This is a genomic window from Flavobacterium restrictum, from assembly GCF_007097245.1.
In the GTDB taxonomy this organism is placed as follows: domain Bacteria; phylum Bacteroidota; class Bacteroidia; order Flavobacteriales; family Flavobacteriaceae; genus Flavobacterium; species Flavobacterium restrictum.
In genome coordinates, this window is the sequence record NZ_VJZT01000014.1 from 1 (window position 1) to 20,313 (window position 20,313).

15 protein-coding genes are annotated in these 20,313 nt (G+C 35.6%); 6 read left to right on the plus strand and 9 right to left on the minus strand.

Annotated elements, in window-relative coordinates; all coding sequences use genetic code 11:
• Positions 1-57 precede the first annotated feature (57 nt).
• Positions 58-459 (plus strand): helix-turn-helix domain-containing protein, encoded by a 402-nt coding sequence (locus FNW21_RS12550; RefSeq protein WP_144257101.1) that lies wholly within the window; start codon positions 58-60, stop codon positions 457-459.
• A 47-nt stretch (positions 460-506) separates the two neighbouring features.
• Here the strand turns inward: FNW21_RS12550 and FNW21_RS12555 are convergent, their stop codons facing one another.
• On the minus strand, positions 507-1,151 hold the full coding sequence (locus FNW21_RS12555; protein ID WP_144257102.1) for a hypothetical protein: 645 nt from the start codon (positions 1,149-1,151) through the stop codon (positions 507-509).
• An 8-nt stretch (positions 1,152-1,159) separates the two neighbouring features.
• Entirely contained in the window at positions 1,160-1,741 is a 582-nt protein-coding gene (locus tag FNW21_RS12560; RefSeq protein WP_144257103.1) for a hypothetical protein, read from the minus strand.
• A 137-nt stretch (positions 1,742-1,878) separates the two neighbouring features.
• On the opposite strand from FNW21_RS12560, the gene FNW21_RS12565 reads away from it, so the two are divergent.
• Positions 1,879-2,160 carry a hypothetical protein gene (locus FNW21_RS12565; RefSeq protein WP_144257104.1) on the plus strand — a complete coding sequence of 94 codons (282 nt, stop codon included), beginning with the start codon at positions 1,879-1,881 and terminating at the stop codon, positions 2,158-2,160.
• 68 nt (positions 2,161-2,228) lie between these two features.
• On the opposite strand, the gene FNW21_RS12570 is transcribed toward FNW21_RS12565, so the two are convergent.
• The 3 genes from FNW21_RS12570 to FNW21_RS12580 are packed head-to-tail and all read right to left on the minus strand — an operon-like array spanning position 2,229 to position 10,252.
• Positions 2,229-2,792, minus strand: a complete 564-nt coding sequence (locus tag FNW21_RS12570) for a hypothetical protein (protein WP_144257105.1) — start codon at positions 2,790-2,792, stop codon at positions 2,229-2,231.
• A 5-nt stretch (positions 2,793-2,797) separates the two neighbouring features.
• Positions 2,798-9,745: an RHS repeat-associated core domain-containing protein gene (locus FNW21_RS12575; RefSeq protein WP_144257106.1), complete on the minus strand. Its 6,948-nt coding sequence runs from the start codon at positions 9,743-9,745 to the stop codon at positions 2,798-2,800.
• A gap of 54 nt (positions 9,746-9,799) precedes the next feature.
• Entirely contained in the window at positions 9,800-10,252 is a 453-nt protein-coding gene (locus FNW21_RS12580; protein WP_185963929.1) for a T9SS type A sorting domain-containing protein, read from the minus strand.
• A gap of 558 nt (positions 10,253-10,810) precedes the next feature.
• Between FNW21_RS12580 and FNW21_RS12585 the strand changes: the two genes are divergently transcribed.
• The 4 genes from FNW21_RS12585 (at position 10,811) to FNW21_RS12600 (ending at position 15,212) form a co-directional block, all read left to right on the plus strand.
• Positions 10,811-11,101 carry a hypothetical protein gene (locus tag FNW21_RS12585; protein ID WP_144257108.1) on the plus strand — a complete coding sequence of 97 codons (291 nt, stop codon included), beginning with the start codon at positions 10,811-10,813 and terminating at the stop codon, positions 11,099-11,101.
• A 174-nt stretch (positions 11,102-11,275) separates the two neighbouring features.
• On the plus strand, positions 11,276-11,959 hold the full coding sequence (locus FNW21_RS12590; protein ID WP_144257109.1) for a hypothetical protein: 684 nt from the start codon (positions 11,276-11,278) through the stop codon (positions 11,957-11,959).
• A gap of 1,009 nt (positions 11,960-12,968) precedes the next feature.
• Positions 12,969-13,988, plus strand: coding sequence for a LacI family DNA-binding transcriptional regulator (locus tag FNW21_RS12595; RefSeq protein WP_144257110.1), 1,020 nt, complete (start codon positions 12,969-12,971; stop codon positions 13,986-13,988).
• Between the two features lie 201 nt (positions 13,989-14,189).
• A complete protein-coding gene (locus tag FNW21_RS12600) occupies positions 14,190-15,212 on the plus strand; it encodes a LacI family DNA-binding transcriptional regulator (protein ID WP_144257111.1) in 1,023 nt (340 codons plus the stop codon).
• Between the two features lie 84 nt (positions 15,213-15,296).
• Here FNW21_RS12600 and queG read toward each other — a convergent pair whose 3' ends face one another.
• The 4 genes from queG to FNW21_RS12620 all read right to left on the minus strand — a co-directional run bounded on the left by queG (position 15,297) and on the right by FNW21_RS12620 (position 20,311).
• Positions 15,297-16,220, minus strand: a complete 924-nt coding sequence (gene queG, locus FNW21_RS12605; protein ID WP_144257112.1) for a tRNA epoxyqueuosine(34) reductase QueG — start codon at positions 16,218-16,220, stop codon at positions 15,297-15,299.
• 9 nt (positions 16,221-16,229) lie between these two features.
• The gene (ruvB, locus tag FNW21_RS12610; protein WP_144257113.1) at positions 16,230-17,252 is read right to left on the minus strand and encodes a Holliday junction branch migration DNA helicase RuvB; all 1,023 of its coding nucleotides are present in this window, start codon (positions 17,250-17,252) and stop codon (positions 16,230-16,232) included.
• Between the two features lie 84 nt (positions 17,253-17,336).
• Positions 17,337-19,127, minus strand: a complete 1,791-nt coding sequence (locus tag FNW21_RS12615) for a cytochrome c oxidase subunit I (protein WP_144257114.1) — start codon at positions 19,125-19,127, stop codon at positions 17,337-17,339.
• 29 nt (positions 19,128-19,156) lie between these two features.
• Entirely contained in the window at positions 19,157-20,311 is a 1,155-nt protein-coding gene (locus tag FNW21_RS12620; RefSeq protein WP_144257115.1) for a cytochrome c oxidase subunit II, read from the minus strand.
• Between the last annotated feature and the right edge of the window lie 2 nt (positions 20,312-20,313).

A 20,313-nucleotide genomic window follows, 5' to 3' on the forward strand; every position in this document is an offset into this window, starting at 1 on the left:
TGCCTGATTTTGATTGTGGGTACGAGCTTGAAGCTCGCACTAGCCCAATGAAACCTAATGCTCGGACTAGCGGGGGCTGTAATTTTATATATTATGAATCTAGGACAAAACATAAAATTGTTGAGAGAGCAAAAAGGATTGTTACAAAAACAAGTAGCAACCGAAGTAGGTTTAGGAATCTCGCATTACAACAAAATAGAAAACGGACAACGTGAAGCGTCCGTAGAGATGTTGGATAATTTGGCTAAATTTTACGGCATTTCTATTGATAAAATAGTACACCCCGATAATGAAGTACCTACCGAAGTTGTAATTGAAGATAAAACTACTATGGAACAATTACGCTTAATTCAAGAACTGGAAGAAAAAGACAAAATTATTATTTTCTCTATGCTTGACACAATGCTTACCAAAAAGAAATTCAAAGACTTCTTTGCTAAAAATGTAGCAATGTTATAAAACAGAAAAGCCGAGCATTTGCTCGGCTTTTCTGTTTCTAATCAAATCTATTTTAAGATCAAAGGCACTTTGTTAGAGTTTATTTCCTTGTCATACAATTCATATCCCATTTGTTTTAAGCTATCAAGGGTTTTTGAACTTAAAAATTTAGTCGCTAATTCTCTATCTTTCTTTGGATAATTGATTGCAATATGTAGTTCTTTTTCATTTCTGTAATTTTCCAATTCCCAATTACAATATTTTGAAATTTTTATATGTAAATTCATTGGAATTTTAATTTTTATGCTTTCTCCCGATTTTAATAAAATTAAATCTTTCGTAGTAATGACTTCTTTCTTTTGCTCCCATAATTTATCAACTTTTTCTATTTCTGTATCTATAACATCATAATTACAATCTACAGAAGACCAATGTCTTTTCTCATCTATAGCATTGAATCCAACCTTATAAATAAAAAAGAATTTATTTTCATTGGCAGACATCATATATTTCCATTTTTCACTATCACTTGAATATATAATAGGCAAATAATAATTTGATGTGGTTTTATTACTTATTTGCAAATTGATAAAAGAATTGTCTGCTATAGATTTATCTGTTATTGTAAATTCAATGTCTCTGCTCATTTCTTTTTTTGAAGCACAAGAATTTAAAAGTAAAAACAAAAAAGAGGCTAGTGTTATAGTTTTCATAATCATCTTTATTTAGTTAGATTTAAATTATGATTGTACATCTGACTGTTAAAGTAAGGAGAACCCATACTTTGTTCCCAACCATAAGCCTTGACTTCTGAATATGCTTTACCTTTTACCAATTTATATTGATTAATCCAACCAGCGTATGCCCCGTTTATATAATCGGTCATATGGTTCAATTCGTGACCAACTACACTACCTAATTGCCTTATAGAATTAAGAACATTACTTCTAATCAATATTTTACCAAGAGATCTAATAGTGTAGTTGCCTTCTGTACCTGAACGCAATGCTTGAGCTTGACCAGCAATGTCAGAATTACCCCCAATCATAGTTTGTTTTTCAAAACTTGGGCAATTTGCAGATTCATATAAATCAGGAAATACTTTCGATGCGAATTCACCTATTTCTTCATTACTCCAATTTAAATATGGGTCATCATCCAATATTTTTCCATAACCTCCTTTTCTAATAGCTTTGTCAAGCATAGACTTTTCCTGCATTTTATGCATTGCGTGATTCAGTCCACTAACCACAAGTCCAGTAACAGCACCCTGCCAAAAATTCCCGCCAGCCAGTCCGAGCATTAGGTAACACTAGGCTAGTGCGAGCTTCAAGCTCGTACACACAAACATAATCCTTTTGTTCTATTTTTAAAACAAAAAACTACAACTTTTTTAGAATTGTAGTTTTGTTTTGCTTGATTTCGATGTTGGGTACGAGCTTGAAGCTCGCACTAGCCGTTGAACTTATTTCTGCTCGCACCAGCTGGGTGAAAAGCAATCCATCATCCGATGTATTGCAAAAATTAGCTTCTGTATTGGGTACTAGCACCGATTATTTAATGAACGGTAAAACAGGGCAAGTAGAAGCGCAACTAACCGATATGGAACTTATAAAACAGTTTCAGGAAGTAGAAAAACTAAACCCTGACGAAAAACATCTTGTAAAAACTTTTCTTGATGCTTTCATAACAAAAAAGAAAATTCAGCAATTAGCGCAATAAAAATTTCACTATAAAGCATAAAAAAACAGGCTAAATTTGCCTGTTTTTTTCGTTTTTATAATATTCAATTACTTCAATATCAAAGGAACTTTATTAGTATTTATTTGTCCTCTAAAAACCATATAATTTTCTTTACGCATTTTTGCAAGAATCTTCTTTTTCTTGATGTTTAAAAAACCTGATTGATATAAATTTAAACTAATACTTAAATCACTATTTGAAATCATTTTCATTTTTAGTCCTATTTTTTCTCCCTCTGTTAAGAAATCGTCTAAACAAAAACTAATAGTTTCACTTGTATTGCTTTTAATAAAAAAAACATCATACTTTTTTATATTCTTGTTTCGTTCTGTTAATTTTTCAAATTTAACTTCCGCTATTCGTGTTTCAACGGAGTCATTTTTAAATATATTAACTTTTGTATAAGAATCAGAAGAAAAGTCTGGAGCCTTGTTCTCAAAGGTAAAGTTTTTATTAATCACATAATTTACATTTGTTTTATTACTCAAAACGATTTCTAAAATTATTTTTTTATTTTCATCTAGCTTTGAATTTAAAATCTTGTATTCAATACTTTGAGCATAATTCATACTAAAAAAAAACAATGCAATTGATAAGAATTTCAGTTTCATAGCTATTATTTTTTTAATAAGTTTTGATAATAATTTATACCTGCTTGAGCATTTGGGTCTCCGTAAACTTGATTGAAATTTGTCCAAACATTTAACTCTTCTTGGTATTTTTGAGGATTGGTCATAGAGTGAAAACCAGCGTAATTCATATTACTCATATTCAAAATATGTGTGAATTCGTGTCCGATAGTATAGACGAAATCTAAATTAGTTACTATTTTAGACATTGACAATGAAACTTTCCAACTATTATCTGGCATCATTTCAGATTCTCCATAAGCCTCCATTCCATTTTCTGTAACTAATGCTTCTCTGAATTCATATGCTGATATTTTACTATCAGCCTTACTGGCCAACATTCTCAATTCTTTTATAGCATTTATGTTTTTACCTATTGCCTCCTCTGTAAAACCAAATTTTCCGTTGGGATTTATTCCTTTCGCTTTTAGTTGTTCTTTAAAAGACTGTCTTTCCTGCATTTTATGCATCGCATGATTCAGCCCACTAACCACAAGTCCAGTAACAGCACCCTGCCAAAAATTCCCGCCAGTTAGTGCCGCACCAGCACCCCCACTAATTGAACCAAAGGCAATCATGCCAGCATTTCCCATTCCAGCACCTAAACCTTTCATACCAGTATTGTATATTTCTTGGCCTTGAGAATTATTGCTGGAACCTCCCGCAAAAGCACTCGCTGCTATACTACTCAATGCCCCAGCCACAAAGCTACTAAAAAACTTGCCTCCTTGTATGCCACTCATGGTTCCTTGAAACATTCCGTGAGCCAATGCTTGAAATGCCGCCCTGGAGAAGAAATTAGTAAATAAATTCCCTGCTGCTGTACCTATCCCAAAAGTTACTGCCGCACTTGCCGCACCTACAAAGGTTGCTTTTGCTAGACCGCCTACCGTAAAAGGAACATCGGCAAGTAAAGCGGTCATGGTGTATGTTGTTGCAGCTATAACTGCACCTATTATGATTGCTGCAGCTAAATCATCTAATCCAAATAATTCCCCACTAGGATCGGTATATTTTAATGGGTTATTAAGAACGTATGCGTAACGGTTGTAATTCTGGGTGTTCTCTGGTTGCTGGATAAAATTATCTGGCATTAGGAACGTTCTCAAAACGGGGTCATACAAGCGACCATTCATTTGTATGAGTCCTACTTCGGCTAGGTGTTCATGTCCTGTGTAGCCCCGGTCTAGCATCATGAGTCCACCACTTGTGCCATTGGTTGGTAGTGTTACTGCAACTCCATTTTGTTCTAGCTTGGCTAGATTGCCCCAAGCATCAAAATGGCGGCGTTCTACGGCTATACCAGCTGCATCGGTAATGGCTATAATACTGCCTAAATAATCCCTATGAAGGTAATATTTTTTATCTACAATTGCGCCTGTGGCTATGGTTTTTATTTTATCTATATAGAGTGGTGCGCTGTAGGCATCGCCTCCTATAAAGGTGCGTATGGTAATGGTGGTAGGTGTTTTGAGTATTTCGACCGTGCCATCATCGGTATAATTTTTGGTTTTGGTATACACGCCCGTGGCGCCAGGTGTGGGTATGGTGTAGCCATAAGTCATCATTTGTCTGGACAAATGGGAGTTGTATACAAACTGGGTACTGCCTTTGTCACTTTCGTTAATAGAAATAGGACTCTTGAACATGGTGTAGGTGACTACTTGTTTGGGCAAATTAGTATAATAATCCTTTGCCTCTGGTGCAAGCGTGATGGACTTTTTGCGGTAAATTCCTGTTGCGAGAGTGGTGTTGTAATTATAATCGCCTATGCCGTTCTTGGTAATTCTACCTTTGGTATCATAAAGTTGTTCTCTTCGATACACCTTACCGCCAATAACATTATCAATCAAGAAAACATTTAGTGCTGTTGTCGTTGTTTTCTCTATGCGTAATACTAGTGTTGTGTATTGTGTAACGGTGTGATTAATGTACACATTACGTCCTACTGTTACTGTTTGATAAAAATACTTTGTGCTGTTTCCTGTAGTTGGGTCTTTCTCTTCGATGTAGACTTTTAACTCATCTGTACCCATAACTCTATTTAAGTCAAAATTCAAGAGTACGCTATCGCCTAGTTTAGCTCCAACTTGTATTGTTTTTTTGACGGTGGCTCCCGCTATTGCGGCTTGAGTAGTAAGCTGACCTGCAGAACTGCTTGTGGTTGCTCCAGCTTCGGCTTGAAACCCCTCGGTATCTGTGGTGCTAAAGGTGTTGTTTATAAACTTCTCATTGGTGGTAATTGTGGTGAGCCTGTCTAGGGTATCATATCCAAATTCTTCACTATAATAGCCATGAAGCATATTCTGCCTGTTTTGTAATGTTCCTTTTACGGCATTAAAATTATACCTATTGTCTAAAATAGTGGTGGTGCCTTTGAGGTGGTTTTGTGAGGTAAAGTACCCATCTGCTGAATACTGGTTCGTTATGTTTACGCCATTGCCCAAGGTTTCGGTAAGGGATTGCATTTTTTCGTTGGCGGTATTCAATTGCCACAAAACGGCATCGGTAGCATCGGTCATTTTATCCATAATACCGTTGTAAGTATTGTAGGTATTCTTGGTCATGATGCTGGTGCTCAAGCCTGTGGTTAGCTCTTGGGTAGCATTGACGGCTGTTATTGGTCTCCCGTAACTATCGTAGGTGATGGTTTTGGTTTGAGTAAAACTAGTATTACTCTCGGTGGTGGTGGTGAGTCTATGTAACGAGTCAAAACCATAGGTAAAAGTATCAATAGGTGTTCCTATTGCTTTTTTACTACTTTCAGAGGTAAGTTGGGCAAAGGAATTATAAACATAATCAGTTTCAAAATCAGCTCCATCTCCCCCTGTTTTTTTCTTAAGGAGCTTTCCATAAGTATCATAGGTATTGGTTGTTGTGCCTTTAGGGGTGGTTTCGGTCAAGGGCTGTCCAAAAGCATCATAGGTGTAACTGTACGTGCCAGCGTTAGGGTCGTTCATGGCTGTTTTATTCCCCCATCCGTCTATGCTTATGCTTACTTTATGCCCATCATAGTTTGATTCTTTGAGTTGTCCATTGGCATAAAAAGTAAAATTGATGGTGCCGCCTGGGTCTGTAGTTTGTATTTTATTGCCTAGTGCATCGGCGGTGGCAGTGGTTATTTTGCCATCATCGGTGCTGGTTGTAGTTAAGCCAGCATAGGCCAGCGTTTGAACTCGTCCGGCTGGTGTTGTTACTTTGGTAGGGCGTTGTAAATAATCGTATTCGTATGCAGTCCATTTTGTAGGAGCTGTATAATAAGGCTCGCTTTCTTTTAGTTTTCGACCCAAGGCATCATAAACTACTTGTTTGGATATGGTGGAGTTGATTGCAAATCCTTTTGTGGTAGTTACAATTGCTCTGCCCAAAACATCGTATTGGGTTATGGATTTGGCTTGGTCTCCCACGGTGTTTTCACTCGTAGTCGTGTAGCCTCCATCGGATAATTTAACATACGAAATCGTAGTTTCCAATGGGGTTAATGATACACCAGTAGTCTTGCTTTTGGTTAGTTTGCCCCAATTGTCGAACGTATAATCGCTCACTACCCCCAGATAATTAGTCGATTGGGTTACTTGTCCTAGAGTGTTATAAACAAAATTAGTTACAAAGCCTTGATGATCCGTTTTCTTGGTTACAAAGCGTTTTGTAGGGTCATACTCATCTATTATTGTTCTTGCTGCAATAGGAGTGGGTGCTGCTGGAGCTGATACGGTTTTGGTCAATAAATTCCCTATCGCATCATAGGTCATATCCTCTACAATGGCGTAGGTATTATTACCTGTTTTCTCGGTTTTTGTTAGGTTGTTACCCGTATACGTATAGGCTTCTCCACTTACTCGTGTGTCCGGTGTATAGCTGGTTGTACTTGTATTCGTAGACTTGGGTCTACCTATATAGTAGGCACTACCAACTCCTGTTGGGTTGTTGTCATAGGTAGTAGTACTTGTAGTAGTACCTTGTAATGTTGAACCAATGTATTGTTTAGAAACAGTGCTAGTTTGCAATCCATAATAACTGGGTGAAGTTACTGTTCCGTCATAAGTAAAAATACTTTCGGATTTGACGGTTGTAAGGGCATCTAGCGCAGTTTGAGAACTCAATAAAACATTATAAACTTTAGAAGTTGGATTAACATAAGTAGCAAAAACATTGGTTTTGGTACTCAACAAATTATCTGGAACAGGAGCAAAAACGGTCGCAGCATTAGTACTAGACCACGTTATGGTGTTGGCACCACGTAGGTTTTCATCGTTGTTATAAGTTGACCAAATTTTAGGATCAGTAGCGGAGTCAACATACCAGCTACTTCTGGAGGTGCGCTTGAAACCTACCGTTCCGTAATTGAAATTAGAAATATAGCCGCTGTACTTAAAATCTTGGTATTTAGAAACGCCATTGATAGTTGCTGTTACTTTAGAAACCAAAAAACTACTAGTATTGCGAATGACCTCTAGATTAGGATATACAGACGTATTGCTAGAGGAATAAAAATCAGTAGCATAATTTCCCAGCCCACTGTCCGTAGCTTCCATTGTTTTGTAATCAATAGTTTGCTTGATGTTGCCATTGGATTCCGTTACCGATTTAAGTCTGTTATCGGTATCCAAATTTTTATTGAACTGGTAATATTCAATTTTGTTATAATGCCCACGAACAATTACTAGATCGGTATTGCCACCTTGGTATTTGTAATTAGAAGTGATTGGGATTGGGATGTCAGGTGATGGCGAATCAAAAATACCAGAATCGTATGTTAAGGGGAAAGTTGTTGTACTAGTAGTATTGCCTATATTATTACTAAAAGCAGTAACGTTCCATTGTGTATTATGGTCATTTATAGTCCAAGCAGGTTTGTAGTATTTACGCCATACTCTAACTAAATCTGATTTTCCATCGCCATTAATATCAATGGCATAATAGCTGCTTAAATGGGTTTGGGTATTGTAATAAGTTCCCGTATTAGGCCAGTATTCTACAATGTTGTGAGATTCTTTTACGAAAAATTCTCCTGCTGTTGGTTTTGGATTGGCATAATAAATATTCCATAAGGTTTGATTGGGACTTTTTCCATCTCCGTCTGGTATCATAATATCAGTCTTGCCATCCCCATTATAGTCGCCAAAGAGTTTAAATTTACTTAAATTATTATCCGGAGTAGTACCTTCTCCTATAATTTCTAACTCCATCCAAGGTGAAGCTGAAAGTTGTTTAAAACTATAAACAACATAAGTATAATCTGGTTTTATTTGAAAAATATCCGATTTTCCATCGCCATTAAAATCCATTATATAATTACTACCACCTGAATTTGAACTCAATTTAAGGGTTGTGTAAGGCAATTTAACAAATCCTTTATCGCCCATAGTGACAGATGCGTTTACATTTAAATCAGCAACATACAAATCTTCTCCATTTGACTCAATAATTGCTTGAGTCAAGTAACCCCCGTCTGTATTTCCGCCACTTGCATTAACATAAAATGTAGTTTCTTTATGGTATTTTGTTTTTGGATTAATGATTAGAACTTCGCTAATGCCGTCTCCGTTAAAATCCCCTTCCAAATATTGACTGCTAACACCAACTGTTGGAGCAACAAAAGCATTGTTAGCCCCCATATACTGGGTTACATTAACATATTTTCTAGTTTCGGCTTCTGCAATTAGTGGTACTGTATCGGTACTCAATGATTTAGTGTAGCTTAATTGGATTGTGTTGTTTGTTAAATTATAGACTTTGAAAGCTTTAGAATTTGAGATGTTATCCTCAAAAATAATTGATTGAAACTGATTCAGTTTGCTACTAGTCAATGTTGTTGCGGTAAATACTTGCCACTTGCTTGCAGTAAAAGGTAAATTAACAGGTTCATTTCCTGTGGTTCCGTTAAATAGATTGACATAAACTTGATTGTTAGCCACAAAATCTAATCGTCCGTCTCCATCAAAATCTCCTGCTAAATCGGTTTCATTAAAATTCAAGGTATTGGTATAGGTTTTTTCTGTTCTTGTTGTTGTAGTTGGCGTTGTATTGTACTCAAATATTACAGGATTTGACACTTCGCCAATTGTGTTAGACTCGACTATACTAGTCACTCGTTCGTATCCTAAACTAGTATCAGCAACTTGAGTCAGTTGGTATTTTCGAAATAATACGGTATTTGCTACTACTTGAATGTTATCAAGAATTTTAGTAGCATAAACGGGAACTCCTTTTGTATAATCTCTTTCTATGCGTTTAGCATCTCGGTAATTAAACTGAATCTTGTCTTGAGCGATAATTCCAGCTGTTGCATTACCACTAAAGGTAATATTGTCAACATACAACTGGTTGGTGCTATTAAAGGTTACAGTAGTGTAATTGTAATTAATAGTATTGCCATAGGTATCCTCAAAGCGTACAATATACCAAGCATTTGTTGATACTGCGTTTTGGTAAGTTCCACCGCCCGTACTGCCGTACCAAGTTCTAGAACCATCTGGAGTAGTAACAATAAAAAAAGTAGCAGCACCACCGTTTTCAATCTTCAACTCAATTTTAGTATTGCTTTTGTATTCGGTTTCATAAGTTGAGCCTGTTGTCCAATACGTTCCTGTTTTTAAGAGTAACCGTTGTCCGTCAAGAGCGAGTTTATCATCGGCATCAAAATCGACTCCGTCAACAAAACCATCAATATCTCTTCTAGTCGCCATACGGCTGATGGTTGAGATGCTATTGATATTCCATCCTTGTCCTGCAATACCGCCTCTTACGCCACTACTATAGGTGAGATTTATAATTGGTGCTACATTTTTTATACTAGGCGGCATAGCAATAGGCAAATTATAAACTGCTGAACCCGAATTAGAAATTTGCAACTCGCCTTTGGTGTCTTGAAAATTCTGTCCAAAAAACAATTGACTTATAAAAAAGCAGAGGAGGATGTAATAGTGCTTCATTTTTTTTGATTTTATAAAAATAGTAGACTGATAACTTTAATGACAATTACTATTTTATTGCTTGACAATTTTAATCTTTTTTTGCTCCCCATTAGTGTAGTTGAAAATAATAAGATACATTCCAACAGGGTAGGATAGAAATGGTATTGTGCAGGAAGTATCCTTATTAGTTTGCGTAAAAGATTTTAAGGTTCGACCGTTCAAATCATAAACTTGTATGGTGGTCACTGGATTAGTAAGTGCTAATTCCCATTTTAAATACAACTCTTCCTTGACCGGATTGGGGTAATAGGACACTAAATCCGAAGCTTCGCTGGGTATCAGTTCTTCTTTTTTTAGCATTTTGGGATTACTCACATATTTAGCATTGGGGTTCGTACAGTTAATACAAAGTTCCCGTTGCACTTGGTTTCCCGCAGTATCGTAGGTAAAGACGATTTTGTCAGGATTTTGAGCCATTGCTATACAACAACAAAACAACAGTAATGGAGAGTAGTATTTTTTCATAAAAAAAGGGAGGTTAATGATTACAAAAATACCCCCCCCCATTTTTATTAAACCTAAAATTTCGTGTTAAATTAATGTTAAATGTAGTAATTATTCATTTTGATGGTCAGTATTGAGTTGTCAACGCAGGTAAAGCAAAGTGTTCGTCTATTCATTTCTACGGCAGGGCGTTCGCCCAATGTCGTTAGGTTAAGGAATTACTCTTTTTTTTCACGCAGATTTTGCAGATTTGCGCAGAAAAACGAGAAAAAAAATGCTGAATCTGCGTGCTGATTTTATAATTTTCTGCTTAACTTAATAACATTGGGCATTCACTTTTAAAACAATTGTAAATAAAAAAAGAAAATACACCACTGATTACTTCGCCTGTTCACTCTCGTTCGAGTCACAAATTTTAAAACTAAAATAATTCTGGAGTGCTGTGAAATGATTTCATCAGACGTAGAAATAATTTTTTTAAAAACCATATAAGGCATTTAAGGACATATAAGGTTGTTGTTTCATCGATTTTTAAAAAACTGAATTTTTAGTAATCCCACTTATAGAATCCTTAAATCCTTGATATGGTTAATCATTTTATCAGGAGCGAAAACTATTTTATCAAGCACAAAAACTATTTTATCAGGCGCAAAAACTATTTTATCAGGCGCAAAAATCATTTTAGCAGGTGCAGAAATCATTTTAGCAGGTGCGAAAATTATTTTATCAGGTGCAGAAATCATTTTAGCAGGTGCAAAAACTATTTTATCAGGCGCAAAAATCATTTTATCAGGTGCGAAAACTATTTTATCAGATGCGAAAATTATTTTTGCAAGAGACTTACCTATCCACACCCTTATATGCCCTTAAATGCCTTATATGGTTTTAAAAAATAAAAGGTCATAAAATACAATTTTGAATTCCGCATAGAAATAGTAAGTAATTATAATGTAGTATTTTTAACAATAAATTATGGTTCATGACAGTATATTGGTTTAGTTTTTGATTTTTGGGTAGTACTATTAACAATTTAAATATAAATGTATGACTGGTTATCTAGAACAAACAGATGAGAAATTAGCCCTTCAGTTGACTAATTTTACTTCAAAAATTGACACCTACAATGTTGCTTTTGGCATTACTGCCGCCGAAGTAACGAGCATCAAAGCCGATGGGGTTTATTTGGCTTGGTCCATTACCAATTTCAAAAAAATTGAAACCTACAAAAAGAATTGGACTACCTTCAAGAACATTCTCAAAAAAGGAGAATCGAACGTAACGAGCAATACTGCGCCTCCAGCTCCCGTGCTAGATGCCACGCCGCCCGTTGTACCTCCTGGGGTGGTGACCCGCTTTACTACGATGGTCAACCGCATCAAAGCCCACCAAAGCTATACTACTGCTATTGGTCAGAATTTAGGAATCGAAATGACAAACACCCAAAGAGTAAATTTAGATTCGGCTCAACCAACCCTAAAAACCGTTATGCGTGGCGGACAAGTAAACCTACTCTGGAAAAAAGGAAAATTTGGTGGTATCCTAATCGAGAAAGACAGCGGAGTAGGTTTTGTAACCCTCGATAAAGATTTTCACCCTGATTTTATAGACAATTCCACCATGCCCGCACAAGGTCAAAGTGCCGTTTGGAAATACAGAGCCATCTACTTGCTCAATGACGAAAAAGTTGGTTCGTGGAGTGATGTCGTTACTATTAGCGTTACCTCATAGGCTTGGTTACAAGTTTTAAAAGTAAAAACCCTTTCCGTCTACATTTAAGATGGGAAGGGTTTTTTTATGAAAATTAGCGGGATTTAGGGATTGAAATTCCTTGTAGTATACTTGTTTTGAAATTGGCACAAGTAACGAATTGTACCATTGAAGTGATTTAGACTTTTCTATTTGCTAAAAATTTGTCTTTTGCACCCAATTTTAGCCTTTTTTTCGTTCCATAGCCCAGCTATGCATCTTAAAAAAGACTAAAATTGGGCACAAAATCCAAAATTTTCACTTAAATACAAAAAGTCTAAATCACTTCATGACCTAAATACAAGTTGCATTCAAAAAAACAATGTGGCATTACCATCTAATTCCGTTATGAAAACCAATGCCCTAGCCCAGACAGTAGTGTAAAGCCCACAGCGAAAAACCCTATTTTTCTTGCCAGAAAAGAGCGACCAGCGGAAGCTCCTTTTCTGGTTTAGAAAAACAGGATTTTGAGTGAGGACTTGTAACGGATAGCTGGAAATAGCTCCTGCAACTATTTTAGGTTAGCATTTATAAGCAATTTGCGCAATATTGCATTATACTCGAAGTTGAAATACCTACCTTTAAATGAGGGAGAAAATCAGAAATTCACCAATGTATTATTTAAAAAAACCAACCCAATTATCCTAAAAAAATTTAACACTTGTTTACTAGAATCACACCTTAATCAATCCTGAAAACAATAGCTTTATAGAATTGAATTCCAAAAAAAAACTAGCTATAAAACACTATAAAAAACGACAAAAACAAAATTACTTCTAATAAATTATCCCATTTTAGAAAATAAAAAAGCGGAAAAAGAAGTTCTTTTTAATTGAAAATAGTAGTACGATTTCAAAAAGGTTTGTAACATCTGGTATTCAAAAATTTAAATTAAACTGTTTCTCGAAAATTGATTTACAACAATTAAATTGTAAGTTTGTTTTTAAGAAACAGTTTTTATTTACGGAAAATAAATTTTAGGAATCCATCCATGCACAACACTACGCTTAAACAAATTGCCATTCAACTTGGGATTTCTATAACCACTGTTTCCAAGGCATTGAAAGACTATTCAGATGTAAGCGTGGCTACTAAAAAAGCTGTTGTGGATCTAGCCACCAAATTAAATTACACGCCCAATAGTTTTGCTGTAAATTTAAGAACCAAAGAGTCCAAAACCATTGGTTTGATCGTACCTACAGTGGATTATCATTTTTTTTCAAAAGTGTTTAAAGGCGTATTAGAAGAAGCCGAAAAAAGAAATTATCTCGTTATAATATTGCGCTCCAACGAAAAATTAGAGCTAGAGAAAAAACAACTTGCCCTTTTATTAAACAAGAGAGTCGACGGTATTTTGCTATCGCTTTCTAATGAAACGGGCGATTTTCATCACATCAACAACGTTTTAGCATTAAAAACGCCACTAGTACTTTTTGACAAAATAGCAAAACTGGTAAACTGCTCAAAAATTAGCATCAATGACCGAAAAGCATCTTATGATGCCGTTACCTATTTGATACAAAAAGGACGCAAAAAAATAGCTCATTTTAGAGGATCCTACATGCCCCAGAATTCCATAGACCGCTTTTTGGGTTATAAAAAAGCACTCGAGGACAACAACATCACGTATGATTCGACTTTAGTTTATGTTTGCGATAGTAATTTAGACTTTGAAGACGGATACAATAATGCCAAAAAAGCACTCGAGGAACATCCAGAAATTGATGCCATTTTTGCCATTACCGATTTGGTTGCAGTAGGAATTCTAAAATATTGTAAGGATGCAGGTATTGAAATTCCCACACAAATTGCCCTTTTTGGATTTTGTAATTCCTTTGTAACTCAAGTAACTTCGCCAAAACTCTCTACAGTAGACCAACCTGGATTCGAAATAGGAAGACGCGCTGCCTCGGTATTATTTGACGAAATTAATTTAAAGAAAAACAATCTACCCGTTGTTTTTCAAACTATCGAATTAGAAACTACAATTTTAGAAAGGCAATCCTCCTAATTTTGACCACCTATTTTTATCTTTACACGAAATAGGGAATAAAAAAGATTTTCTTTTTAAAATTTTATAGAAATCAATATAAAAACAATACCTTGGAATGCAGTATGTGAACTACTTTTTTTTAAAAACTTATTGAATTAGTAACTACAAAAAAAGGTTCGTTATTCCATCATTTTTTAATATTAAAAAGCAACAAGCTTTATGAAAGACATAACTCTTAAAGAAATTGCATCACAGTTAGGGATTTCGATTACTACTGTATCGAAAGCGTTGAAAAACTATCCCGATGTAAGCGAAAAAACTAAAAAAGCGGTCATTGAAATGGCACAAACATTGCATTATACACCCAACAGTTTTGCTGTGAATTTAAGAACCAAGGAGTCCAAAACCATTGGTTTAATAATCCCAGAGGTAATGCATCACTTTTTTTCGAATGTAATTAATGCCATAATTGACGAAGCCGAAAAAAATGGTTATTTGGTCATCATTTTACAATCCAACGAATCATTAGAATTAGAAAAAAAACAAGTAGAATTACTAATCAATAAAAGAGTTGACGGGATTATTATGTCCCTTTCTAACGAATCTAATAATGACGATCACGTAAAAGAAATCATCAATAGAGGTATTCCATTTGTGCTTTTTGATAAAATTACAAAGCTGGCTAAATGTTCCAAAGTCATTATCGATGATCAAAAAGCAGCTATCAATGCAACGCAACATTTAATCGATCAAGGATGTAGAAAAATTGCACATATTAGAGGACCATTAAACCCACAAAATGCAATTGACCGTTACATTGGATACAAAAAAGCGTTAGAAAAAAACAACATTTCCTTTGATGCATCGCTAGTCTATACCTGCGAGAATGTTACTTTCGAGGAAGGCATCGAATTTACGGAACAAATTTGCAAGGATCATCCAGATGTAGACGGGATATTTGCCATCACGGATTTAGTTGCCGTTGGCGCCTTGTCCTATTGCAACGATCACAACATAAAAGTGCCGGAGCAGATAGCCATAATTGGTTTTAGTAATTGGTTTATGTCACAAGTAATTACTCCTAAATTGAGTACTGTAGACCAACCCAGTCACCAAATGGGGATTGAATCATTCCAGCTCTTATTGGAAGAAATGAATTGCCACAAAGAAGGAATTCCATTTACACCAAGAACCATTTTACTGGAAACCAGCGTTATTGTTAGGGAATCTAGTATGCGATAAACTATTATTGGCATTACTAGGAATTGGTTAAAGTTAGCAATTGGTTGAAAAATTAATCGCTTTGGTAAAATTCTTGTTGGATTCCTATTTTATAAAATCTATATTCCTTTGCAACCCTTCATATTTGGCTCTTTTGAGTGGTGAATCTTTAAAAACTAATTTAAAAGTCTCTTCGGTAATTTCCTCCCAATCCCTTTTGGATAATTCAAGAACATCTGGATTGGGACTAAATAAAGGTTCATTGTGCGGTGTAGAAAACCGATTCCAAGGACATACATCCTGACAAATATCACAGCCAAATGCCCAATCAGCAAATTTTCCTTTCATTTCGTTAGGGATGTTTTCTTTGAGTTCTATCGTAAAATAGGAAATGCATTTGCTACCATCCACAACATAGGGAGCCACAATTGCAGCCGTTGGACACGCATCGATACAGGCGGTACACGTTCCGCAATGATCCGTTATGGCGTGGTCATATTCTAACTCTAAATCAATAATCAACTCGGCTATAAAATAAAAAGAACCTACTTTTTGAGTAATCAAATTACTGTTTTTACCTATCCAACCCAAACCGCTTTTGGCCGCCCAAGCTTTATCAAGAACAGGAGCCGAATCGACAAATGCGCAACCCGAAACGGCACCAATAGTAGCCTGAATTGAAAAAAGCAACTCCTTAAGTTTTTCTTTGATAACTAAATGATAATCTTTACCATAAGCGTATTTAGAAATTTTATACGAATCAGGGTTTTGAGTTTCTGAAGGATAATAATTTAACAGAAGAGAGATCACACTTTTTGCACCATCAACGAGCAATGTAGGGTTCAATCGTTTATCAAAATTGTTTTCCATGTAGGTCATTTGACCATTCCTGTTTTTGGCGAGCCAATCTTCCAATCGGGTAGCTTCTTCCTCTAGAAAACCTGCTTTGGATATACCACATGACAAAAATCCGAGGCGTTTGGCTTCGGATTTTATGAATTGGGCGTATTTATTTTTGTTATTTATCAACTTAAAAAATTAAAAAAGTCCTCCTTGAACATTAGTTTTTACTTTCCCCAAATGTTTGTATGCTTTTTCAGTGACTTCTCTTCCCCTTGGTGTCCGCATAATAAAACCCTCTTGAATTAAGAATGGTTCATACACTTCCTCAATGGTTTCGCTGCTTTCAGATACGGCTGTCGCCAAAGTAGAGAGACCAACAGGGCCACCTTTGAACTTATCTATAATTGTATTCAAAATTTTATTATCCATTTCGTCTAGCCCATGTGCATCAACATTTAAGGCTTTTAAAGCATAACGAGCAATTTCTATGTCAATAGTGCCATTGCCTTTAATTTGAGCAAAATCACGCACTCTACGTAGCAATGCGTTCGCAATACGAGGCGTACCTCTACTCCTACCGGCAATTTCAATAGCGGCTTCCATAGAAATAGGCATTTTGAAAATCATCGCACTTCGCTCAACAATGGTTGTCAAAAGTTCGGTGGTGTAATATTGCAATCTGGAAGAAATACCAAAACGAGCACGCATAGGAGCGGTCAACAATCCGGATCGAGTGGTAGCACCAATTAAAGTAAAAGGATTCAAATTGATTTGAACCGTCCTTGCATTAGGCCCTGATTCAATCATAATATCAATTTTGAAATCTTCCATGGCAGAGTACAAATACTCTTCGACAATAGGACTCAAACGATGAATTTCGTCAATAAACAGAACATCCCGTTCTTCCAGATTCGTTAGTAAACCTGCCAAATCCCCGGGTTTATCCAGAACAGGTCCGGAAGTAATCTTAATACCAACTTGCAATTCGTTCGCCAAAATATTAGCCAAAGTGGTCTTACCCAATCCCGGAGGCCCATGAAAAAGCGTATGATCTAGGGCTTCATTACGTTGATTAGCAGCAGCAACAAAAACTTTCAAATTCTCTAACACTTGATCTTGACCCGCAAAATCATCAAAACTTAAGGGTCGTAATCTTTTTTCGATATCAAGCTCTTCGGCATTAAAATTTGTATTGGTAGGATCTAAATTTTCATTCATTGGATAAAGATAAAAAAAGTAAGCGATGTATTAAAAAAAAATGCCTTTCAAAATAGAAAGGCATTTTTATATTTTTAAAAAAGATTAGTGATGTAAAACTTCTTCACCTTCTTTCATTGGAACGTTTTGCGGTACAAAATCAACATCATGACCCGGCTTACTGTAATCATAAGGCCAACGGTGTACTTCTGGAATTTCGCCTGGCCAGTTGCCATGTATATGTTCTATAGGTGCCGTCCACTCCAACGTGTTTGATTTCCATGGATTTTGAACTGTTTTCTTACCGTAGAAAATACTACTAAAGAAATTGTATAAAAATACCAATTGAAAAGCACCACCAATTAAGGCAAAAACAGTTATTAAAACGTTGACATTTTGCAAATCGTCAAATAATGGAAAGTTAGTGTTTGTGTAATAACGTCTAGGTAAACCAGCAAGTCCTATAAAGTGCATTGGAAAAAACACACCGTAAGCACAAACTGCAGTAACCCAAAAGTGAACATAACCTAGGTTTTTATTCAACATTCTACCAAACATTTTTGGAAACCAATGGTAAATACCAGCAAACATACCATACAATGCAGAGATACCCATAACCAAATGGAAATGCGCTACAACAAAATAAGTATCATGCACATTAATATCCAAAGTACTATCTCCAAGAATAATTCCTGTAAGACCTCCAGTGATAAAGGTCGAAACCAATCCAATTGAAAACAACATTGCAGGATTCAATTGCAAATTACCTTTCCACAACGTAGTAATGTAATTAAAAGCTTTTACAGCAGATGGAATTGCAATCAATAAGGTGGTAAACGTAAATACCGAACCTAAAAATGGATTCATACCCGAAATAAACATGTGATGTCCCCAAACGATGGTTGACAAAAATGCAATAGCTATAATAGACATGATCATTGCTCTGTATCCAAAGATCGGTTTTCTTGAATTAGTTGCAATTACTTCAGATGTAATACCCAAGGCAGGCAAAAGGATGATATACACTTCAGGATGACCAAGAAACCAAAATAAATGTTCAAATAAAACAGGTGAACCTCCTTGATAATGCAATACTTCTCCAGCAATGTAAATGTCTGAAAGGAAAAAGGAAGTACCAAAACTTCTATCAAAAATTAACAATAAAGCAGCAGATAAAAGTACTGGAAACGAAATAACACCAATAATAGCAGTAACAAAGAAAGCCCAAATTGTTAATGGTAATCTAGTCATAGACATACCTTTTGTTCTCAAATTGATAACTGTAACAATATAATTTAAAGATCCCATCAAAGAGGAAGCAATAAATATAGCCATAGAAACTAACCATAAAGTCATACCCATTCCTGATCCTGGAATAGCTTGTGGCAAAGCACTTAATGGAGGATATATTGTCCAACCAGCGGAAGCAGGTCCTGATTCTACAAACAAGGAACTAACCATTATAATTGAGGATAGAAAAAACATCCAATAGGACAACATATTCATAAATCCCGATGCCATATCTCGTGCACCAATTTGAAGCGGTATCAATAAATTACTAAATGTTCCGCTCAATGCAGCGGTTAACACAAAGAATACCATTATAGTTCCATGGATTGTTACTAAAGCTAGATAACGATCATTAGCCATTACCCCATCTGGAGCATAAGAATCACCCAAAACAATACTAAATATCTTAAATGATTGTTCAGGCCAAGCTAACTGCAATCTAAAAAGCAGGGAGATAGCAACTCCAATAACACCCATAATAATACCTGTAATCAAGTATTGCTTGGCAATCATTTTATGATCAATACTAAAAATGTATTTAGTTATAAATGTATCTTTATGGTGGTGTTCGTGTTCGTGTCCGTGATCGTGAACTTCTGCTGACATATAATTTTACTTTAAATTTTTCTTACTAATTATTTCATGTCTACTTTAGCAACAGCTACAGTATCCATCGTTTTTGTTGAATCAACACCAACTGCACCATCAACCGGAGCGAGAGTGTTAGCCTTTTTAACTTCTTGAATAACAGTTGTTTTATCTTTGAGCCATTTAGCATACTCTTCTGGAGTGTCAACAATTATTTTCATTTGCATGTTATAATGAGAAGCGCCACAAATTTTGTTACACAGTAATAAATAATCAAATGTGTAAGGATCCAATGCTGTTTCACCATTAGCAACTAATTCAATACTCTTTTTAGCACGTATAGCATTAATATTGGCCACTTTCTCAACCATGTAAGGCAATGCTTGATATTCGGCTGTAGTGTAAATTGGTGTAAATGCAAATTCAGTAACCATTCCAGGTACACAATTCATTTGAGCTCTAAAATAAGGCATGTAAGCAGAGTGCAAAACATCTTGTGAACGCATTTTGAAATGTATCTTCTTTCCTTTTGGGATATGCAATTCGGTTACAACAAAATCATCTTGAGCATTAGGATCAGATAAATCAACACCAAGGCTATTAACACCTTCAATTAATCTAACATTGGCTTTTCCTAAAACTTTATCAGCTCCAGCGTAACGTGCTGTCCATTTAAATTGTTGTGCGTATAATTCAATAACTACAGTATCTTCATCTTCATCGATAAACATAATATTTGTCCAAGCATAAAGACCGTAAAGAATCAAACCGGCCAAAACAATAGCTGGTATAACACTCCAAATTGCCTCTAACTTATTGTTATCAGCAAAATACAACGCTTTTTGATCTTTTTTGCCTCTGTATTTAAAGGCAAAATAGTGTAATAAAACTTGAGTGATTGCTTGAACTGTAAATATCAATATCCAAGTAATATTCATTAAGTTGTCTACAGTAGCACCATGGGCAGATGCAGGAGTATGAAGTACTAAATTACCCCACGTAAACAAACCATAAATAGTAAAAATATAAATGAAGGACAAAAAGCCAAACATCAAATACCCTTGTACATTATTATCATTATCCGTAGCTACTTGTGAATTGTCTGTATTTGAACCAACTTGAGTGAGATCAAAAATTTTCGTCAATTGCCAAAGAGCAACAGCCAATAAAACTAAAACTATAATTACCAACAAACTTGTCATCT

What these genes read in the sequence shown, in the direction of transcription:
- FNW21_RS12580 (WP_185963929.1), bottom strand. Translation starts at nt 10,252, where the DNA reads ATGAAAAAATACTACTCTCCATTACTGTTGTTTTGTTGTTGTATAGCA.
- FNW21_RS12555 (WP_144257102.1), bottom strand. Translation starts at nt 1,151, where the DNA reads ATGAAAACTATAACACTAGCCTCTTTTTTGTTTTTACTTTTAAATTCT.
- FNW21_RS12560 (WP_144257103.1), bottom strand. Translation starts at nt 1,741, where the DNA reads ATGCTCGGACTGGCTGGCGGGAATTTTTGGCAGGGTGCTGTTACTGGA.
- FNW21_RS12570 (WP_144257105.1), bottom strand. Translation starts at nt 2,792, where the DNA reads ATGAAACTGAAATTCTTATCAATTGCATTGTTTTTTTTTAGTATGAAT.
- ruvB (WP_144257113.1), bottom strand. Translation starts at nt 17,252, where the DNA reads ATGAATGAAAATTTAGATCCTACCAATACAAATTTTAATGCCGAAGAG.
- FNW21_RS12595 (WP_144257110.1), top strand. Translation starts at nt 12,969, where the DNA reads ATGCACAACACTACGCTTAAACAAATTGCCATTCAACTTGGGATTTCT.
- FNW21_RS12615 (WP_144257114.1), bottom strand. Translation starts at nt 19,127, where the DNA reads ATGTCAGCAGAAGTTCACGATCACGGACACGAACACGAACACCACCAT.
- FNW21_RS12600 (WP_144257111.1), top strand. Translation starts at nt 14,190, where the DNA reads ATGAAAGACATAACTCTTAAAGAAATTGCATCACAGTTAGGGATTTCG.
- FNW21_RS12575 (WP_144257106.1), bottom strand. Translation starts at nt 9,745, where the DNA reads ATGAAGCACTATTACATCCTCCTCTGCTTTTTTATAAGTCAATTGTTT.
- FNW21_RS12590 (WP_144257109.1), top strand. Translation starts at nt 11,276, where the DNA reads ATGACTGGTTATCTAGAACAAACAGATGAGAAATTAGCCCTTCAGTTG.
- FNW21_RS12550 (WP_144257101.1), top strand. Translation starts at nt 58, where the DNA reads ATGCTCGGACTAGCGGGGGCTGTAATTTTATATATTATGAATCTAGGA.
- FNW21_RS12620 (WP_144257115.1), bottom strand. Translation starts at nt 20,311, where the DNA reads ATGACAAGTTTGTTGGTAATTATAGTTTTAGTTTTATTGGCTGTTGCT.